The 15,059-nt window shown below is 60.5% G+C and carries 15 protein-coding genes and 1 tRNA gene; 8 read left to right on the forward strand and 8 right to left on the reverse strand.

Annotation, left to right across the window (positions count from 1 at the left end; translation table 11 throughout):
- Nucleotides 1-100 precede the first annotated feature (100 nt).
- Complete coding sequence (locus ACR3FF_RS21295; RefSeq protein ID WP_458190149.1) at nucleotides 101-796, reverse strand: helix-turn-helix transcriptional regulator; 696 nt, start codon at nucleotides 794-796, stop codon at nucleotides 101-103.
- 147 nt (nucleotides 797-943) lie between these two features.
- Nucleotides 944-2,029, reverse strand: coding sequence for a malectin domain-containing carbohydrate-binding protein (locus ACR3FF_RS21300; protein WP_458190150.1), 1,086 nt, complete (start codon nucleotides 2,027-2,029; stop codon nucleotides 944-946).
- Nucleotides 2,030-2,296: 267 nt separating this feature from the next.
- On the opposite strand from ACR3FF_RS21300, the gene ACR3FF_RS21305 reads away from it, so the two are divergent.
- A complete protein-coding gene (locus ACR3FF_RS21305; protein WP_458190151.1) occupies nucleotides 2,297-2,617 on the forward strand; it encodes a DUF5785 family protein in 321 nt (106 codons plus the stop codon).
- On the opposite strand, the gene udk is transcribed toward ACR3FF_RS21305, so the two are convergent.
- Nucleotides 2,618-3,352: a uridine kinase gene (gene udk / locus ACR3FF_RS21310; protein ID WP_458190152.1), complete on the reverse strand. Its 735-nt coding sequence runs from the start codon at nucleotides 3,350-3,352 to the stop codon at nucleotides 2,618-2,620.
- Nucleotides 3,353-3,514: 162 nt separating this feature from the next.
- On the opposite strand from udk, the gene ACR3FF_RS21315 reads away from it, so the two are divergent.
- From ACR3FF_RS21315 to ACR3FF_RS21330, 4 genes are all read left to right on the forward strand, one after another.
- Entirely contained in the window at nucleotides 3,515-4,273 is a 759-nt protein-coding gene (locus ACR3FF_RS21315; RefSeq protein WP_458190153.1) for a GTP cyclohydrolase III, read from the forward strand.
- A 79-nt stretch (nucleotides 4,274-4,352) separates the two neighbouring features.
- Nucleotides 4,353-4,916 carry a CBS domain-containing protein gene (locus tag ACR3FF_RS21320; protein WP_458190154.1) on the forward strand — a complete coding sequence of 188 codons (564 nt, stop codon included), beginning with the start codon at nucleotides 4,353-4,355 and terminating at the stop codon, nucleotides 4,914-4,916.
- 101 nt (nucleotides 4,917-5,017) lie between these two features.
- Entirely contained in the window at nucleotides 5,018-6,325 is a 1,308-nt protein-coding gene (locus ACR3FF_RS21325) for an ABC transporter substrate-binding protein (protein ID WP_458190155.1), read from the forward strand.
- A 310-nt stretch (nucleotides 6,326-6,635) separates the two neighbouring features.
- Entirely contained in the window at nucleotides 6,636-7,913 is a 1,278-nt protein-coding gene (locus ACR3FF_RS21330; protein ID WP_458190156.1) for an ABC transporter substrate-binding protein, read from the forward strand.
- Here the strand turns inward: ACR3FF_RS21330 and ACR3FF_RS21335 are convergent.
- The 5 genes from ACR3FF_RS21335 to ACR3FF_RS21355 form a co-directional block, all read right to left on the reverse strand.
- On the reverse strand, nucleotides 7,891-8,790 hold the full coding sequence (locus ACR3FF_RS21335; protein ID WP_458190157.1) for a NosD domain-containing protein: 900 nt from the start codon (nucleotides 8,788-8,790) through the stop codon (nucleotides 7,891-7,893). The two genes, ACR3FF_RS21330 and ACR3FF_RS21335, sit on opposite strands and share 23 nt — an antisense overlap.
- 77 nt (nucleotides 8,791-8,867) lie before the next feature.
- A complete protein-coding gene (locus ACR3FF_RS21340) occupies nucleotides 8,868-9,575 on the reverse strand; it encodes an ABC transporter ATP-binding protein (protein WP_458190158.1) in 708 nt (235 codons plus the stop codon).
- Nucleotides 9,575-10,405 carry an ABC transporter ATP-binding protein gene (locus ACR3FF_RS21345; protein WP_458190159.1) on the reverse strand — a complete coding sequence of 277 codons (831 nt, stop codon included), beginning with the start codon at nucleotides 10,403-10,405 and terminating at the stop codon, nucleotides 9,575-9,577. Before ACR3FF_RS21345 ends, ACR3FF_RS21340 begins: the two co-directional genes overlap by 1 nt.
- Complete coding sequence (locus ACR3FF_RS21350; protein ID WP_458190160.1) at nucleotides 10,402-11,724, reverse strand: branched-chain amino acid ABC transporter permease; 1,323 nt, start codon at nucleotides 11,722-11,724, stop codon at nucleotides 10,402-10,404. Before ACR3FF_RS21350 ends, ACR3FF_RS21345 begins: the two co-directional genes overlap by 4 nt.
- Nucleotides 11,721-12,836, reverse strand: coding sequence for a branched-chain amino acid ABC transporter permease (locus tag ACR3FF_RS21355; RefSeq protein ID WP_458190161.1), 1,116 nt, complete (start codon nucleotides 12,834-12,836; stop codon nucleotides 11,721-11,723). The genes ACR3FF_RS21350 and ACR3FF_RS21355 overlap by 4 nt, the downstream gene beginning before the upstream one ends.
- Before the next feature lie 209 nt (nucleotides 12,837-13,045).
- Between ACR3FF_RS21355 and ACR3FF_RS21360 the strand changes: the two genes are divergently transcribed.
- The 3 genes from ACR3FF_RS21360 (at nucleotide 13,046) to ACR3FF_RS21370 (ending at nucleotide 14,813) form a co-directional block, all read left to right on the forward strand.
- Nucleotides 13,046-14,245, forward strand: a complete 1,200-nt coding sequence (locus ACR3FF_RS21360) for a phosphoglycerate kinase (RefSeq protein ID WP_458190163.1) — start codon at nucleotides 13,046-13,048, stop codon at nucleotides 14,243-14,245.
- Nucleotides 14,246-14,722: a GNAT family N-acetyltransferase gene (locus ACR3FF_RS21365; protein ID WP_458190165.1), complete on the forward strand. Its 477-nt coding sequence runs from the start codon at nucleotides 14,246-14,248 to the stop codon at nucleotides 14,720-14,722.
- A 17-nt stretch (nucleotides 14,723-14,739) separates the two neighbouring features.
- Nucleotides 14,740-14,813: transfer RNA gene (locus tag ACR3FF_RS21370), tRNA-Thr, on the forward strand.
- Nucleotides 14,814-15,059 lie beyond the last annotated feature (246 nt).

Consider the following 15,059-nt stretch of genomic DNA (forward strand, 5'->3'; position numbering starts at 1 on the left):
AGCGAAGTCAGCAGCGATGTAATTGCATCCGGGGAGAGTCTCATACAACCTCCCCTTCGCTCTACGAGTTCAGGTAGCCGTCGGCTTGCGATTTAGCCTCTTAACCGAATACGAATGGTACGCCGACAGTAGGGTCGTACCCTCCGATGGCGATTCGGTCGTCCAGAAGCGCCATCCCGAAGGGGAGGCCGTCGTGAGCGTAGACGGAGAGGTTGTCCAACTCCGCCGTGTCGAGTGATTCCTGTCGATAGGCCTCCCCGAAGTGCTGGAGAATTTCGATGGGGTAGACGAGTTCGGCTTCCATTCCATCCACGATGGCCTCGTAGCCGGCTTCGACGAACAGCAGTGCGGCAGCGGTCGAGTCGAAGCCGCGAACCGACGACGACTCGCGTAGGAGACGGGCGAACCGCTCGACCGGTTTGTATCTCCCCCCGACCGTCGGGAGCGTGATGGTCGCGTCGGCGAACAGTTTCGGTTCGACGTCGACGTCCGCACGCGTGAGCGTCTCGTAGAGCGGTTCCAGTCGATGAGCATCGGCTACGTTCGAGCGATACGAGCGAACGTAGTCGCCGATTCGCGCTCCCAGTGGCGTCAGCGTGTATCCCGCGTCCGTTCGCTCGACGAGGTGCTTTTCCTGAAAAGAGGCGAGAAGGCGGTGAACGGTCGCCTTCGAGACGTCCAACTCGGCGACGAAGTCAGATTTGGAAAGCGGCCGGTCGGCAAGAGCGCCGAACACGTCACATCGTCTGACCAGTTCGACGAGCGTTTCGTCGGTCAGTTCATCGAGGGGATTCACGGGGCTCGTTCACATACATCGAAATGTCCGGTATTAAAGGATTCGTGCGTCGGCAATGTGGCGGTCGGAAGCGTCGAGACGGCGACGAGTGCCGGAAATTCCGCGGGAATGGCCGGGTCGCTCACCGACCCGCGGGTCACCTCGCCGTTAGACGAAAGGGGAAACCAGTGTCTCACGAACGGAATCGGTGACCGAAGCGAGCGTCGGGTCGGACGAGAAGACTTCGTCTCCGAGAGAATCGTCTCGCTCGTCGTTTTTCTCTTTCCCTCGTTTCTTTTTCTCCTCGCTCTTTCCTCGTTCTTCGTCGTCTCTCAGCCCTTTCTTCTCGACGGACTTTCCGTTGGGTAGTTGGTGTCGTTTGTCGTTTTGCTGACCACTACCGTCGACCCGAACGATTTCGACGCCCGAAACCATCGGGTCTTCTTCCTCGTGGAGGAAGCGGACGTTGACGATGCCATCGTCGACGGTGACGGTGTACGATTTCACCGTTCCTCGGTCGTGGCCCAGTTCGGCGTACATGTCGTAATCGTCCAGCACACGGTCGCCCTCGACTTCGATGCCGAACGTTCGGGGGCCGTTCTCCTCGTAGTCGTTCCACCCGGAGTCGTCGAAGTACGTCTCGGCGAGGTACACTCTCACTTCGTACGTTCCCGACTCGACGGGGAATCGGTACTCCATCTCCGTGTCGTCGATCGGAGTTCCCTCATTATCGGCGTCGTATCGTCGGGTCTGGAAGACCTCCTCGGGCGTTCCCGCCGGGACCGCGTCGGTCATCGTAATCGGGTCGTCCGTGCCGTTCGCGTGACTCCCACTCGTCCGTGCGTTCCCGAACTGCGACGGGTTGGCTTCGGTGTCACGTGACCAGGCGGGCCCGTTCGGCATCGGGAGTTTCGGCCCACCGACGTTGACGCGATAGAGGACGGTTTCGCGTGACTGTGACGTCGTCGATTTCGTCGTCTGGTCAGAGTTGGAAGTCGTAGACGAGTCCGATTTTTCGTCATCACTTTCTGAAGTCGATTCTTTCGACTGCGTCGCCGACGTGCTGGTTTGCACCGACTCCGTCGTGGCCGTCGAAACCGTAGTTCCGTTGTCCACACCACCCGTCGCGGGGCCGATGATTCCACTCGGTATGCCCCCGAGGACGACCATTCCGGCGACGAAAAACACGATGCCGCCACCGATGAGTACTCCCTGGACGAATCCACCAGACCCAGCAGACGATGTTCCCGACATCGCTAGGGACCCCGCACGTACAACATTTCTTCTCGAGAGTCGACGACCCATGGAGTTAATTATATACTGATTAAACTGCAGCCGGTCGAAGAATGACGGTACGAAACCGGCGTCGAAATTTAACCCGTGCACACATTCCAGGCGATTGCTACGTCGAATCGAAGAGGTGAAACCAGCGACGTGGTAAGAAACGAGCGACCCTACCTCACCGAATCGTGACGTCCGTGGAAGGTAATCCTTTTCGTCCCCCCGGACCGACGTGCGGATATGGACTGGCCTCACGATCCGGATGGCGAGGACGGAAGCGAGGGCGGACGAAAGTACGGTCTCGCAGTCCTCGCGAAGAAACTGGACGAAGACGAGGACTTCCCGCTCACACGCGACGAGTTCGTCTCCGAACACGGCGACGAACCGATTCGCATCAACCACGAGAAAGTCGTCAGCGTCAGCGACATCTTCGAACACGTCGAAGTGGAGGAGTTCGAGACCATTATCGAGTTTCATCGCGCAGTAGGTGCAGCGATGCGTTCGGGCGGTTTCTGGGATTACCACCCTGTGGGTGAGAATCCGGAACGAAAGCGGGCGTAACTACTCTCGATTTTCGGTCGAACGCCATCGGTCGCCGCTACCGTTGGGCGTCGCGGTGGGTCGGTCGTTCCGTTCACCTCGCGCGAACCGCAGCGTCTCTTCTCTCTCCAACGCTGGATGCGCTCGAATCTCGGCCCGAACTTTCTCTTCGAGGAGGTCGACCGCGACCCGATTTGCACCTTCGGGGATGATGAGGTCGGCGTGCTTTTTCGTCGGTTCGACGAACTGCTCGTGCATCGGCTTCACCGTCGAGAGATACTGGTCGATGACGCCTTCGAGACCCCGGCCGCGGTTCACGACGTCGCGCTCGATTCGGCGGAGGATTCGCACGTCGGCGTCCGTCTCGACGTACACCTGCAAGTCGAGCATCTCGTTGACGTCGGAATCGTAAAGGGCGAAGATTCCTTCGAGAACGACGACGTCCGTCGGTTCGACGAGCACGGTCTCGTCTTTGCGATTGTGAATCGAGAAATCGTACTGAGGCATCTCGATGGCCTGGCCAGAGAGCAAGGTGTCGAGGTGGTCGCGGAGGAGTTCCCACTCGAACGCCGACGGATGGTCGTAGTTGACGTCAGTTCGTTCCTCGAAATCGAGGTGTGAGAGGTCTTTGTAGTAGTTGTCTATCGGAATGCGCGTGACGGAGTCGCTCACGTCTTCGGCCACTTCGCGGGCGACCGTCGTCTTCCCTGCACCGGTTCCCCCGGCGATTCCGATGACGAACGACGGGATGGTCATTGTCGGGTCACTCTCGGGCAGTCGCTTCAATCTCTCGGAACCACTCCGTCGACGTTCGGTCTCGACGGCGACGCGGGTTCTCGCCACCAGTCATCTCATTTCTGAGATGAAAATCACGAGTAGGGTAACTTATACGCCAGTACGTCGAACGCTCGCCCAACAGTGACGAACGCGCAAATCACGTTGGTTCAAATCGACAACTACGGACCGTGGACCGTGACGCCGGAGCCTCGCCGAGAAGTAGACCTTCAGACGCTGCAATCGCGGCTATACGCCGACCTCTCGCAACTCGTCGGCAACCGCGAGGGGTATGTCTTCTTCACGCGATTCGACAACATGATCGCGGTCACGAACGGCCTCTCGATAGACGACCACGCACTCGTACAGGAATCGGTCGGAAACCGCTATCCAGTGACCGTCAGTTTGAGCGTCGCCACGGGAACGAGTCCGGTACAGGCGTTAGACGACGCAACCGCGCAGTTACAGGACGCCGGGAGCGCACAGGACCACGCACGCCGAGGTATTCTCCGCGGCAGAACTATCGACGAGGAGTTCAGGACGGACGACGACGTTCAGATTGCACACTTCGACGTGAACGACATGACCGGCAACTACACCGACGAGGAGAACGCCTTCGACTCGTTCATCCACATCGAGCAGGGGTACGCGGAACTGATGCGGTACATGCGCGAAGCCCACGACTCGCTTTCGTTTTTCGTCGGTGGGGACAACGTCATCGCGGTCTGTCCGGAGTTAGACGAAGCGGCGTACGAAGACGCGATTCACCACGTCGAAGAGACGGTGGAAGTCGAGTTGAAAGTCGGCGTCGGTCGTGGCCGTGTCGCACAGGACGCGGGGATGGCGGCGAAACACGCGCTGGAAACCTGTCGGGCGACGGGGAGTAGAATCGAGTTCCAGTAGCCGACTAGCTACATTAGACGGATGCAGGAATAAAGGTGCCGGGGATACTTTTTAGACCGGTTGTGTCAAACGGTCACATATGGACGCTGAAGTCACGGTTCGGGATATGATGACCCGGGAATACGTGGGGGTTAGTGAATCTGATTCGGTGCTCGGCGCGGTCCAACTCATGCGCTCGGAGGGAGTGGGAAGCGTCGTCGTTCTCCGGGGCAACGACCCCGTCGGCATTATGACCGAATCGGACGTACTCGACCTGGTCGCGGACGAGGGAGACCCGGCGGAGACGGTTGTCTCGGAGGTGATGACGAGTCCCGTCGTCTCCATGAACGCCGACCGCAGTCTCGCGGACGCCGCGGGGACGATGGCTCGACAGGACATCCGGCGAATCATCGTCACTCGCGACGGCGAATTGGCTGGCGTACTCACCGAGCGTGACGTCATCTCGGCTTCCGCATCGCCGTCGAGCATCGTGCCGAACCGAGAACACGAACTCGACGAAACGGAACTGGAGGGTACGTTAGAGGCGAACGGCGGCGATACCGAATACTCGGGACAGAGCATCTGCGAGGTGTGTGGTACGCTCACCCGTGACCTCACGAACGTCAACGGGCAACTCGTTTGTACTGACTGTCGGGAATATTAGTTAGACGTACTACATATTTTGGATATAGGGTTGAGACAGCCGAATACCGAAGCAGTCGAAAGGTAGATTTATAGTCACGCGGCCGATATCCATCCCTGTCCATGGGATATGATATCGACCGACGCGAAGTGCTGAAAGGACTCGGTGCGACCGGAATGGCCGGTCTCGCTGGCTGTATCAGCGGTGGCGGTGGCGGCGGAGGCGAAGACGGCGGCAATGGCCCGGACGTCATCAACGTCATCGGCTACCCACAGAGCGGCATCCAGCTGTTCCGCGATTATTACAAAAATACCGATGCAGGTCAAGAGATCATCGTACCCGACGGCCTTCTCGACGGCAACCTGCCGAAGGAAATCGGTAACGACATGAAAAACGTCACCGGGACTGCCCCAGCAGCCTCCGGCCCGAACAAGAAAGCGTTCACGGACCTGTTCAAAGACGAGTACGGCAAAGCACCCGGCGTGTTCACGTCACACTCCTATGACTCCGTTGCCATCCTCATCCTCGCCAACGCGGCGGCGGGTGCCAACGACGGGACGAAGATACGCGACCAGATGCGCCGTGTCGCCAACCCCGGCGGCCAGAAATACGGCCCGGAGAACTTCGTCGAGGCAGTCAAGGCCGCCGTTCGCGGTGAAGACATCAACTATCAGGGCGCGTCGAGCGTCGTCGACTTCAACGAGAAAGGTGACCCCGCGTCCGCGGCCTACGACGTGTGGAAGTTCGATACAAGCAAAGAAGGCGGGTACAAGACTGTCGACACCATCGACTTCGAGGGAAGTGCAGGTGGTGACATGGCGGATAGTTCACCCGGCGGGAAAAACCGCACCATCAGGGTCGGCATCCTGCTTCCGGAGACAGGAGACCTCGGTTCCACCGGAAAGCCAATGATTCAGGCGTCCAGACTGCCGGTCAAGCAGGTGAACGACGCCGGAATCAATGTCTCAGTGAAAGCACAAGTGGAAGACACGCAGACCGCGAAGTCAGCGTCGCTGTCCGGAGCGAATGCGCTCGTCAACGCGGGGTATCCCGCCATCAGTGGTCCAGCGTCCTCGGGGAACAACATCCCCGTCAGTAAGCAGGTGTATAGCAAACAGAGCGTCGTCGGCTGTTCGCCGTCGAGCACGGCACTCACCGTCACGAACCTGCAAGACAAGGACTTCGTCTTCCGAACCGCACCCAGCGACCTGCTCCAGGGCCAGGTGATGGCACAGGTCGCGGCCAAGCGACTCAAGGGGAAGACGGCGTCCACCCTCTACGTGAACAATAGCTACGGACAACAGTTGTCCAACAAGTTCGCCAGCAGCTTCAAGAACGACCAAGGCGGCAAGATACTGAACAAGGTCTCGTTCAACAAAGGAGAAAGTTCGTACACGTCGGTCATCAAGAAGGCGACAGGTTCGAAGTAAGGACCACTCTCACGTTCTGTGTTTTCTGCCCAACGAGAGAACGACCAGTTCCCATCGATAGCGAACCGGTCACTGCTGTCGACGGACGGTTCCGTCGACCGATAGAACGCCAACGATACCGGGCAGTATCTCACATTGTACGAGCCGTAATCGTTGCAGGAGTCGCCGTGATTCTGTAAAAACCAACACTTCAGAAACGCCAACTGTTCGGTCACCTGTTGTATCACTGCTTCGGTGCTGAATCGACGCAGGTTCATAACGATAGTTTAAAATAGACTTTTCTCCCAGAACGGCGACGGTTCCCACGGATATGAGTCCAAAAATCGACCGTCGTGACTACCTTCGTGGAGTGGGGGCAGCGACGACAGTGGGGCTGATGGGGAACCTCCAACAGAACGGGGGACCGGACATGCTCACGGTCATCGGCTACCCACAGAGTGGTATCCAGTTGTTCCGTGACCTCTACGCGATGAACGCGAACGTCGACGTCCTCGTTCCGGACGGGTTACAGGACCCCACCCTCCCACAACAGGTAGGCAACAACATGCAGAACGTCACCGGGACGGCCCCGGCCGCTGCCGGGCCGAACCAGGAGGCGTTCACTCAACTGTTCAGAGACCAGTACAATCAACCGCCGGGCGTGTTTACCGCACAGTCGTACGACTCGGTCGCCATCCTGATTCTTGCCAACGCCGCTGCGGGTGAGAACAGCGGGCCTGCCGTCAAAGAGCAGATGCGCCGAATCGCTAACCCGGCCGGGCAGGATTTCGGCCCGGAGAACTTCGTCGAGGCAGTTCGTGCCGCGGCGAACGGCGACGACGTCAACTATCAGGGTGCGTCGAGCACGACCAACTTCGACCAGAACGGTGACCCCGCGTCCGCGGCGTACAACGTGTGGCAGTTCGATCCGCAGACCGACGCGGGCATCAATACCGTGAACACGCGGCAGTTCTCGACCGGACAGGCGGGCGGCCCGAGTGCGAACAACGCACCGGGTGGCATGGGCCGAACCATCAGGGTCGGCATCCTGCTCCCGGAGACCGGCGACCTCGGTTCCGTCGGGGGGCCGATGATACAGGCGTCCAGACTGCCGATCCAGCAGGTAAACGATGCGGATATCGACCTGCAGGTCGAAACGCAGGTCGAAGACACCCAGACCGAGCGACAACCGTCGCTGTCCGGTGCGAACGCGCTGGTCAACGCAGGGTTCCCCGCCATCTCGGGGCCGGCGTCCTCGGGGAACAACATCCCCGTCTCGACCGAGGTCTACATCCCGAACGAAATCGTCGGCTGTTCGCCGTCGAGTACGGCGATTACGGTCACGAACCTGCAGGACAACGACTTTGTCTTCCGAACCGCACCCAGCGACATCCTGCAAGGGGGCGTAATGGCGCAGGTCGCCGCCGAGCGAATCGGTGCACAGTCCGCCTCGACGCTGTTCGTGAACAACGACTATGGCCAGCAACTGTCGGACCAGTTCACGCAGGACTTCCGGGACAACCACAATGGCGAGGTCATCAACCAGGTCGCGTTCAACATCGGCGAGTCGTCGTACACCTCGGTCCTCAACCAGGCGCTGAGCGCATAGTCGCGTTCACCACCCTGTTCTTTCGAGAGCCAGCCAGCAAGCGAAGCGTCCAGTTTCCGTCCGTTCCGACGATGCGGTTCTCCGTGGCGTTCGATAGTCGGAGTTCCGCTGGCGAGTGCGGATTCGAGAGCGTCGCGTTCACGATGACATTGCGACGCGAATCGGTGACCAGAAACGCTGCCGTCCGGGTCGAGCGGACGACCACGTCTTCGACCCGGCTCCGGCGACTTCCGAGGAGTGCGATGCCGGTCTCGGCTCTGGCGACTGTGACGTCGGCGGTGGTGACACGCCGCGCGTCGGCGACCAGGAGACCGGACGAGAGCAGGTCACGCATCTCGCTGTCGGTCACGGTTCCGGCGTCCGACCTCACGAACGAGATGCCCGTGAAACCGTTCACGACCGTCACTCGTTCGACCACCGCACGCGGCGACGACGTGAGCGTCACACCGTCGACGGTTCGCCGCGTCGTCACGTTCCGAACGACGCCGTCGGGTGCATCCTCGTATCGGACGCCGAAGGTCCACCGGACGAGCGAGAGGTTCCGTACCGTGACGTTCGTTCCCGTCACCGCGATTCCGGTACTGTTCTCCCGGAATGTCTCGCCATCGACGGTGTGACCCGCACCGTCGAGTGTCACGTCGTCCGCCGTGACTCGAACGCACGTTTCGACGCGGGAAACGACGTCGCGTTCGAGAACGTAGTGGCCCGACTTCGAGACGGTCGTACAGGAGTCCAGCCGAGATGGGCCGGAAATCGTGTGAGATGGCTGTGGCCCGCCGTCGACGAATCGGGAACCTGGCGCCGCGTCGAGCACGGTCGACGCCGAGACGACGACTACGAGGACGAGTGTGAAACCGGCCCAGCGAGGGACGACCATGCACGAGCCACGGGCTACACCCGCTTGTGAGTTCCTGCCGAAACGAAATCGTTCGTTCCCCCGAAGACGAACGACGATTAGCCGCCGAGGAACTCCTGTCTGACTTCCTCGTCGGCCAGCAGTGCGTCGCCGGAGTCGACGAAGCGGTTCTGTCCCTGCACGAGTACGTAGCCCCGGTCACAGCGCCGGAGTGCCTCTTTTGCGTTCTGTTCGACCATCAAGACGGCCGTACCGCTGTCGTTTATCTCGTCTACCTTGTCGAACATCTCTTCGACCAGGTCGGGTGCGAGTCCGGCACTGGGTTCGTCCAGCATCAGCAGGTCGGGGTCCAACATCAACGCGCGACCCATGGCGAGCATCTGCTGTTGTCCGCCGGACATCGTCCCTGCTTTCTGGTCACTACGCTCTTTTAGAATCGGGAATCGTTCGTACACCTCGGCGAGCGCGGCTTCCGGCACTTCGTCCAGAATGTACGCGCCCATCTCGAGGTTCTCTTCGACCGAGAGCATCCCGAAGATGTTGTCGTTCTGTGGGACGTAGCCGAGGCCGAGGTGGATGATGTCCTCCGGGCTCTTGCCGTGAATCTCTGCCCCGTCGTAGGTCACCGTCCCGCCCAAGTAGGTCGTCAACCCGAAGACGGATTTCATCACGGTGGATTTTCCCGCCCCGTTCGGACCGACGATGGTGACGTACTCACCGTCGTCGACGTGCATGTCCACGTCCTCTAGAATCTGGAGGTCCTCGCCGTATCCCGCGTCGAGGGACTCGATGTCGAGGAGGGCCATCAGATTTCCTCCCCCAGATAGGCGTCGATGACCTGGTCGTTCGAACGAATCGCTTCCGGAGACCCTTCGGCGAGCACTTTCCCTTGATGCATGACGATGACGTGTTCGCAGTTGTTCATGATGACGTCCATGTCGTGTTCCACGAGCAGGAAGGTGTACCCCCGTTCGCGGAGTTCGTGGACGTGTGCCAGCAGTTTCTTCTCCAGCGACGGGTTGACACCCGCCAGCGGTTCGTCGAGCAACACCATCTGCGGGTCGGTCATGAGCGCCCGAGCCATCTCCAGCAGTTTTCGCTGGCCGCCCGAGAGGTTACCCGAGTATTCGTTCGCGAGATGGTCGATTTCGAAGAACTCCAGCATCTCCCACACTCTTTCGAGGACCGCGCTTTCCTCTTGCTGGACGTCGCCCCGGAGTCCGGGCGTCACCGACCGCCAGAGTTTCTCGCCGTTCTGGCCCTTCGGCGCGAGCATCATGTTCTCCAGGACAGTCATCTCCGACAGTTCACGGGCAATCTGGAACGTTCGCACCAGTCCCCGGTTGGCGACCTGGTGCGGCCGCAGGGCCGTTATGTCCTCGTCATCGAAGTACACCGTCCCGCTGTCGGGTTGGTAGACGCCGGTGATGAGATTGAACGTGGTCGATTTCCCCGCCCCGTTCGGCCCGATGAGACCGGTCAACGACCCCTGTTCGACGGAGAACGAGGCCCCGTCTACCGCGGTGATACCGCCGAACGTCTTCCGGAGGTCCTCAACGCGGAGCGGCGTCTCGCTCAGGTCGGTCTCTTCGCGTTCGAAGCCGAGCGTCTCCGCCCCGGTCTCGCTCGCAGTCATTCGCTCTCACCACCCGGTCCACCGTCGGCGGCGGCCTGTGGTTTCGTCCCGTCCGCACCGCTACCGGGACGCGAGAGGGGGATGCTCGCTGCCTCCTCCTTCCGGTGGCCGAGCACACCCTCGGGTCGGTGTTGCATTATCCAGATGAGTACGACGCCCATGATGACCAACTGCAAGGCGTTGATGTTGCCGATGGTGTAGGCGACGAACGGTTCGATATTTCCAGCGAATATCGGACCGACTGCGTCGGCGAACGTGTTCGGCGAGCCGGAGACGTTGTACACCTGCCGGATGATGTTCTTCAGGTACAGCGGTCCCTGAAACAGCAACCCGGCGAACACCGCCGCGCCGAGGACGCTCCCGGTGTTGGACCCCGCACCACCGATGATGAGGGCGAGCCACACGAAGAACGTCACCTGCGGTTTGAACGACGTCGGGGTGATGGCACCCTGTCGCAGTTGCCAGAGGATGCCAGCGAGCCCCATCAGCGCACAACCGAGCATGAACGACTTGATTTTGAAGTGGTTGGTGTCTTTCCCGAGCGCGTTCGCCACCTCTTCGTCCTCCCGGATGGCTTTGAGCACGCGACCGAACGGCGACTCACCGGTTCGTTTCAGGAGCCAGTAGAACGCCGCCACGAAGCCGAGCAGGACGACCGCGTAGGTGAGCGAGTCCAGCACCGGCCCGATGTTGCCATCCACGAGTGGATTGAGGGCACCTTCGATTGCGCCGTAGGGACCGCTGTCGAACAGTGGCTGCAGTGGGTCCTCGTAGTTCAAGAGCAGTCCGCGACCGCCGCCGGTTCCGAGGTTCATGCCGAACACTTCGACGTTCTGGAACTTGTTCGACATCACGGTGAATCGAACGATCTCCGACATCGCAATCGTGACGATGGCGAGGTAGTCGGCCCGCAACCGAAGCGCCGGAAGCGCGATGAGCAAGCCCAGAAGCGCCGCCGCGAGCATCCCGGCGATGATGCCGACCCAGAGCGGCAAGCCGAGACCGGAGACGGTCGCGGCGCCCGCAGTCGCGCTCGCGGGTGGTTTCGAGACGATGGCCATGGTGTACAGGCCGACCGCCATGAACCCCGCGATGCCGATGTTGAACAGGCCCGTGTATCCCCAGTGGAGATTGAGCGCGAGCGCCAACATCCCGTACACCCCGATGAGGAACGTCAGGCGTGCGAGTGAGTTCAACTGGCCGCGGAACGAATACCCCAGTGCCGATCCCGCGATGAGATATAGCGCGTAGATGGCGAGCAGGGCCCCGAGGATGAGCACCGTATCGTTTACCTCGAAGTCACGTACCTTCGTGCTCATGCGGTCGTCCTCCCTGCGAACAGCCCCTGCGGTTTGAACAGCAGGATGAGTATCATCATGCCGAAGGCGGCGGCGCGTCCGAACTCGCTCGGAATCCAGATGATGGCGAGGTCCCACGTCAGCCCGATGATTAGACCGCCGAGGATTGCGCCGTAAATCGAGCCGATACCGCCGAGGATGACCGCGGCGAAGATGGGGAGCAAGAGCAGCCATCCGAACTGGAAGTCGATGGTCCCCGTCCAGAGCACCATCAGGTACCCCGCGATGCCGGTCAGCCCACCACCGATTATCCACGTCCATCGGATGACGCGCTCGGTCGGAATCCCCGTGATACGGGCGAGGTCTTCGTTGTCGGCCATCGCGCGCATCGCTTTACCGAGTTTCGTCTGCTGTAACAGGACGTGGACGCCGAGCATCAGCCCCACCGTCGAGACGAGGAGCGTCAGGTCGTGTGCCGTCACGGGGACGTTTCCATCCCAGAGTATAAGACTCCACGTCGGAATCTCCTGTGACGCCGTCGTTCCTCGGTTCGCCGTCGAGAAGACGAACACGATGAGGTATCGAAGCGCGAACGCTACGCCGACGCTCGTGATGAGCAGGGTGATACCGCCCGAGTCACGCATCGGTCTGTAGACAATTCGGTCGATGAGCAAGGCGAGGGCTATCGTTCCCAAACCGGCAAGCACTAGCCCCGCGACGACGGCGAGCGGCGTCGTCGCGACCGTGATGTTGAGGTTGCTCGCGTACACCGTTCCGCCAGCGCCGACGAGCAACAGCCCTGCCAGGCTCCCCTTCCCGTATCCGGCGATGAGGTAGGTGACCGCCCACCCCGAGAACGCGCCACTCGTGATGTAGTCGCCGTGCGAGAAGTTAGCGAAGTTCAGAATACTGTACGTCATCGAAAGCCCGATTCCGGCGAGACCGATGATGAGTCCCCGCATCAGTCCACTCCAGACGAGCGACCCGACGTCGGACACGAGCAGGTTGCCGAACAGCAGGCGGTTGAGGAAGTCCACGAGCATGAGCGCCGCGAACAGGCCGACGACCACGAGCAGTGGTCGTTCGACTACGAGACGCCGTCCTCGTGAATAGGTTTCATTTACGCCGTCCATTGATAACTCTCCACACGATAATCGGTTTCCGTCACACTACTAAACCTTTCCGACAATGGGGCCAGCCGGATTTCGGTAATGGTGGCATACTTGGGACGGCGGAAGAACACATTGTAAAAATGTGTTCTTGGATTGTTCACTCGATATCGTGTTTGTTTCGAGTATCGATTACCGACACACATATGCCGGGTGATGTTGGAGGCACACGTATGCCTATCCAGACCCTGGACGAACTCGCCGTCCAAGGGACGACGCTCGGCGTGCGTATCGACATCAACAGTCCGTTGACCGAATCCGGTGACCTCGCCGACGATGCTCGACTGCTGGCGCACGTGGATACCCTCTCGGAACTGCTCGAACGAGGGGGGAGAGTCGCCATCCTCGCCCACCAGGGGCGGCCCGGTGGCGAGGACTTTTCAGGACTGTCGTCGCACGTGGAGCGACTGGACGAACTCCTCTCGTTTCCCGTCTCCTACTGTGACGCCACGTTCTCGGCGGAGGCGCGAAAGTCGGTTCGGGCGTTGAACGACGGTGAGGCGGTCGTACTGGAGAACACCCGCTTTTACAGCGAGGAGTACATGGAGTTTCCAGCGGAAAAAGCAGCCCAGACGCACCTCGTCGACCGTCTCGCTCCCGAACTCGACGCCTACGTCAACGACGCGTTCGCGGCCGCTCACCGTTCTCAACCCTCACTCGTCGGGTTTCCGACGCGCTTGCCGGGTTACGCAGGTCGCGTCATGGAGCGGGAACTCGACGTGCTCGGCGATATCGAGGCGACCCCGCGGCCCCGCGTGTACGTGGTCGGCGGCGCGAAAGTCTCCGACTCCATCGCCGTCGCCGAGAACGTGCTGGAACGGAACCTCGCAGACCACGTGTTGACGGTGGGCGTCGTCGGCAACGTCTTCCTGTTCGCCGACGGTGCGGACCTCGGTGACGCCAGCGCGGATTTCATCCACGACCAGGGCTACTGGGACTACATCGACGACGCCATGAACGTGCTCGAAAACTACCGTGAGAGAATCCACCTGCCGGAAGACGCCGCAGTCGAACGCGACGGCGAACGCGTCGAACTCACCCGCGAGGAGTTCCCACCCGAGGAGGACGAAGCCGCCATGGACATCGGCGGTGCGACCATCGCCACCTACTCGGAGATACTCCGTGACGCTGGCACGGTCATCCTCAACGGTCCAGCGGGCGTGTTCGAAGACGACACGTTCGCCACGGGTACCCGAGAACTCTACACCGAAGCCGCGAACGCGACGTACAGTATCGTCGGCGGGGGCGACACCGCCGCTGCAATCCGAAAGTTCGGCCTCGACGGGTTCGACCACGTGAGCACGGGCGGCGGTGCGTGTCTGCGAATGCTCACCGGAGATCCACTCTCGGCAGTAGAGGCACTCTCCAGATAGATGGTTACCATCGATGCGGCGACGAGTGCGGACATCGGCCGCGTCGTCGACCTCTGGGTCGAACTGGCGACCGACCAGCGCGCCCACGGTTCACACCTCCTCGCAGCCGAGAACCGCGACCACGTCCGCGATTCCGTCGCTCGTCACGTCATCGAAGACTGCCTGTTCGTCGCCCACGACGAGGATATCGTCGGTTTCGTGATGTTCCAGCTCCAGTCGGGCGTGTACGAACAGTCTTCGACCCGCGGCATCGTCCAGAACGTCTACGTCGTCCCCGAATATCGAGGTGAGGGAATCGGGTCGAAACTCCTCGACACTGCCGAAAATACACTCGTCGAACGAGGTGCCGACGTCCTGGCCCTGGAGGTGCTCGCAGCGAACGAAAGTGCCCGCCGACTGTACCGAAACAGGGGGTACGAACCGTACCGCATCGAGCTGGAAAAATCGGTCGAAAACGATAACCACTCAAAGGAGTAGCGACAACTGGGGGACGCGCCAAGGGAGCTTGGGCGGCTCAAGCACTCGATTTGTAATCGAGAATTCGTGGGTTCGAATCCCACCCTTGGCTTGAATCCTTAGGTTCAAAGCCTCTACTGGCCAGTAACGGTGGTTACAGCCGATTCCAATATCTGGGTGACCAGAACCAGAGGTTCAAAGCCCAAGTTAATCGGCAGAGGGCGTCGGAGGTGGCACAATCGCTAGTTGTCCACTCTGGCTCAAGAGACCAGTTGCTGACACGTAGTAGCCAGAATGAGGCGACTGAATCAGTCGCCTGATTCAGCCGCTGTCCGGATTGGTGCGTAATGAGGCTACC

The sequence above is a fragment of the Haladaptatus ordinarius genome (assembly GCF_054177595.1).

What these genes read in the sequence shown, in the direction of transcription:
- ACR3FF_RS21350 (WP_458190160.1), bottom strand. Translation starts at nt 11,724, where the DNA reads ATGAGCACGAAGGTACGTGACTTCGAGGTAAACGATACGGTGCTCATC.
- ACR3FF_RS21300 (WP_458190150.1), bottom strand. Translation starts at nt 2,029, where the DNA reads ATGTCGGGAACATCGTCTGCTGGGTCTGGTGGATTCGTCCAGGGAGTA.
- ACR3FF_RS21320 (WP_458190154.1), top strand. Translation starts at nt 4,353, where the DNA reads ATGGACGCTGAAGTCACGGTTCGGGATATGATGACCCGGGAATACGTG.
- udk (WP_458190152.1), bottom strand. Translation starts at nt 3,352, where the DNA reads ATGACCATCCCGTCGTTCGTCATCGGAATCGCCGGGGGAACCGGTGCA.
- ACR3FF_RS21355 (WP_458190161.1), bottom strand. Translation starts at nt 12,836, where the DNA reads ATGGACGGCGTAAATGAAACCTATTCACGAGGACGGCGTCTCGTAGTC.
- ACR3FF_RS21305 (WP_458190151.1), top strand. Translation starts at nt 2,297, where the DNA reads ATGGACTGGCCTCACGATCCGGATGGCGAGGACGGAAGCGAGGGCGGA.
- ACR3FF_RS21330 (WP_458190156.1), top strand. Translation starts at nt 6,636, where the DNA reads ATGAGTCCAAAAATCGACCGTCGTGACTACCTTCGTGGAGTGGGGGCA.
- ACR3FF_RS21365 (WP_458190165.1), top strand. Translation starts at nt 14,246, where the DNA reads ATGGTTACCATCGATGCGGCGACGAGTGCGGACATCGGCCGCGTCGTC.
- ACR3FF_RS21360 (WP_458190163.1), top strand. Translation starts at nt 13,046, where the DNA reads ATGCCTATCCAGACCCTGGACGAACTCGCCGTCCAAGGGACGACGCTC.
- ACR3FF_RS21345 (WP_458190159.1), bottom strand. Translation starts at nt 10,405, where the DNA reads ATGACTGCGAGCGAGACCGGGGCGGAGACGCTCGGCTTCGAACGCGAA.
- ACR3FF_RS21340 (WP_458190158.1), bottom strand. Translation starts at nt 9,575, where the DNA reads ATGGCCCTCCTCGACATCGAGTCCCTCGACGCGGGATACGGCGAGGAC.
- ACR3FF_RS21335 (WP_458190157.1), bottom strand. Translation starts at nt 8,790, where the DNA reads ATGGTCGTCCCTCGCTGGGCCGGTTTCACACTCGTCCTCGTAGTCGTC.
- ACR3FF_RS21325 (WP_458190155.1), top strand. Translation starts at nt 5,018, where the DNA reads ATGGGATATGATATCGACCGACGCGAAGTGCTGAAAGGACTCGGTGCG.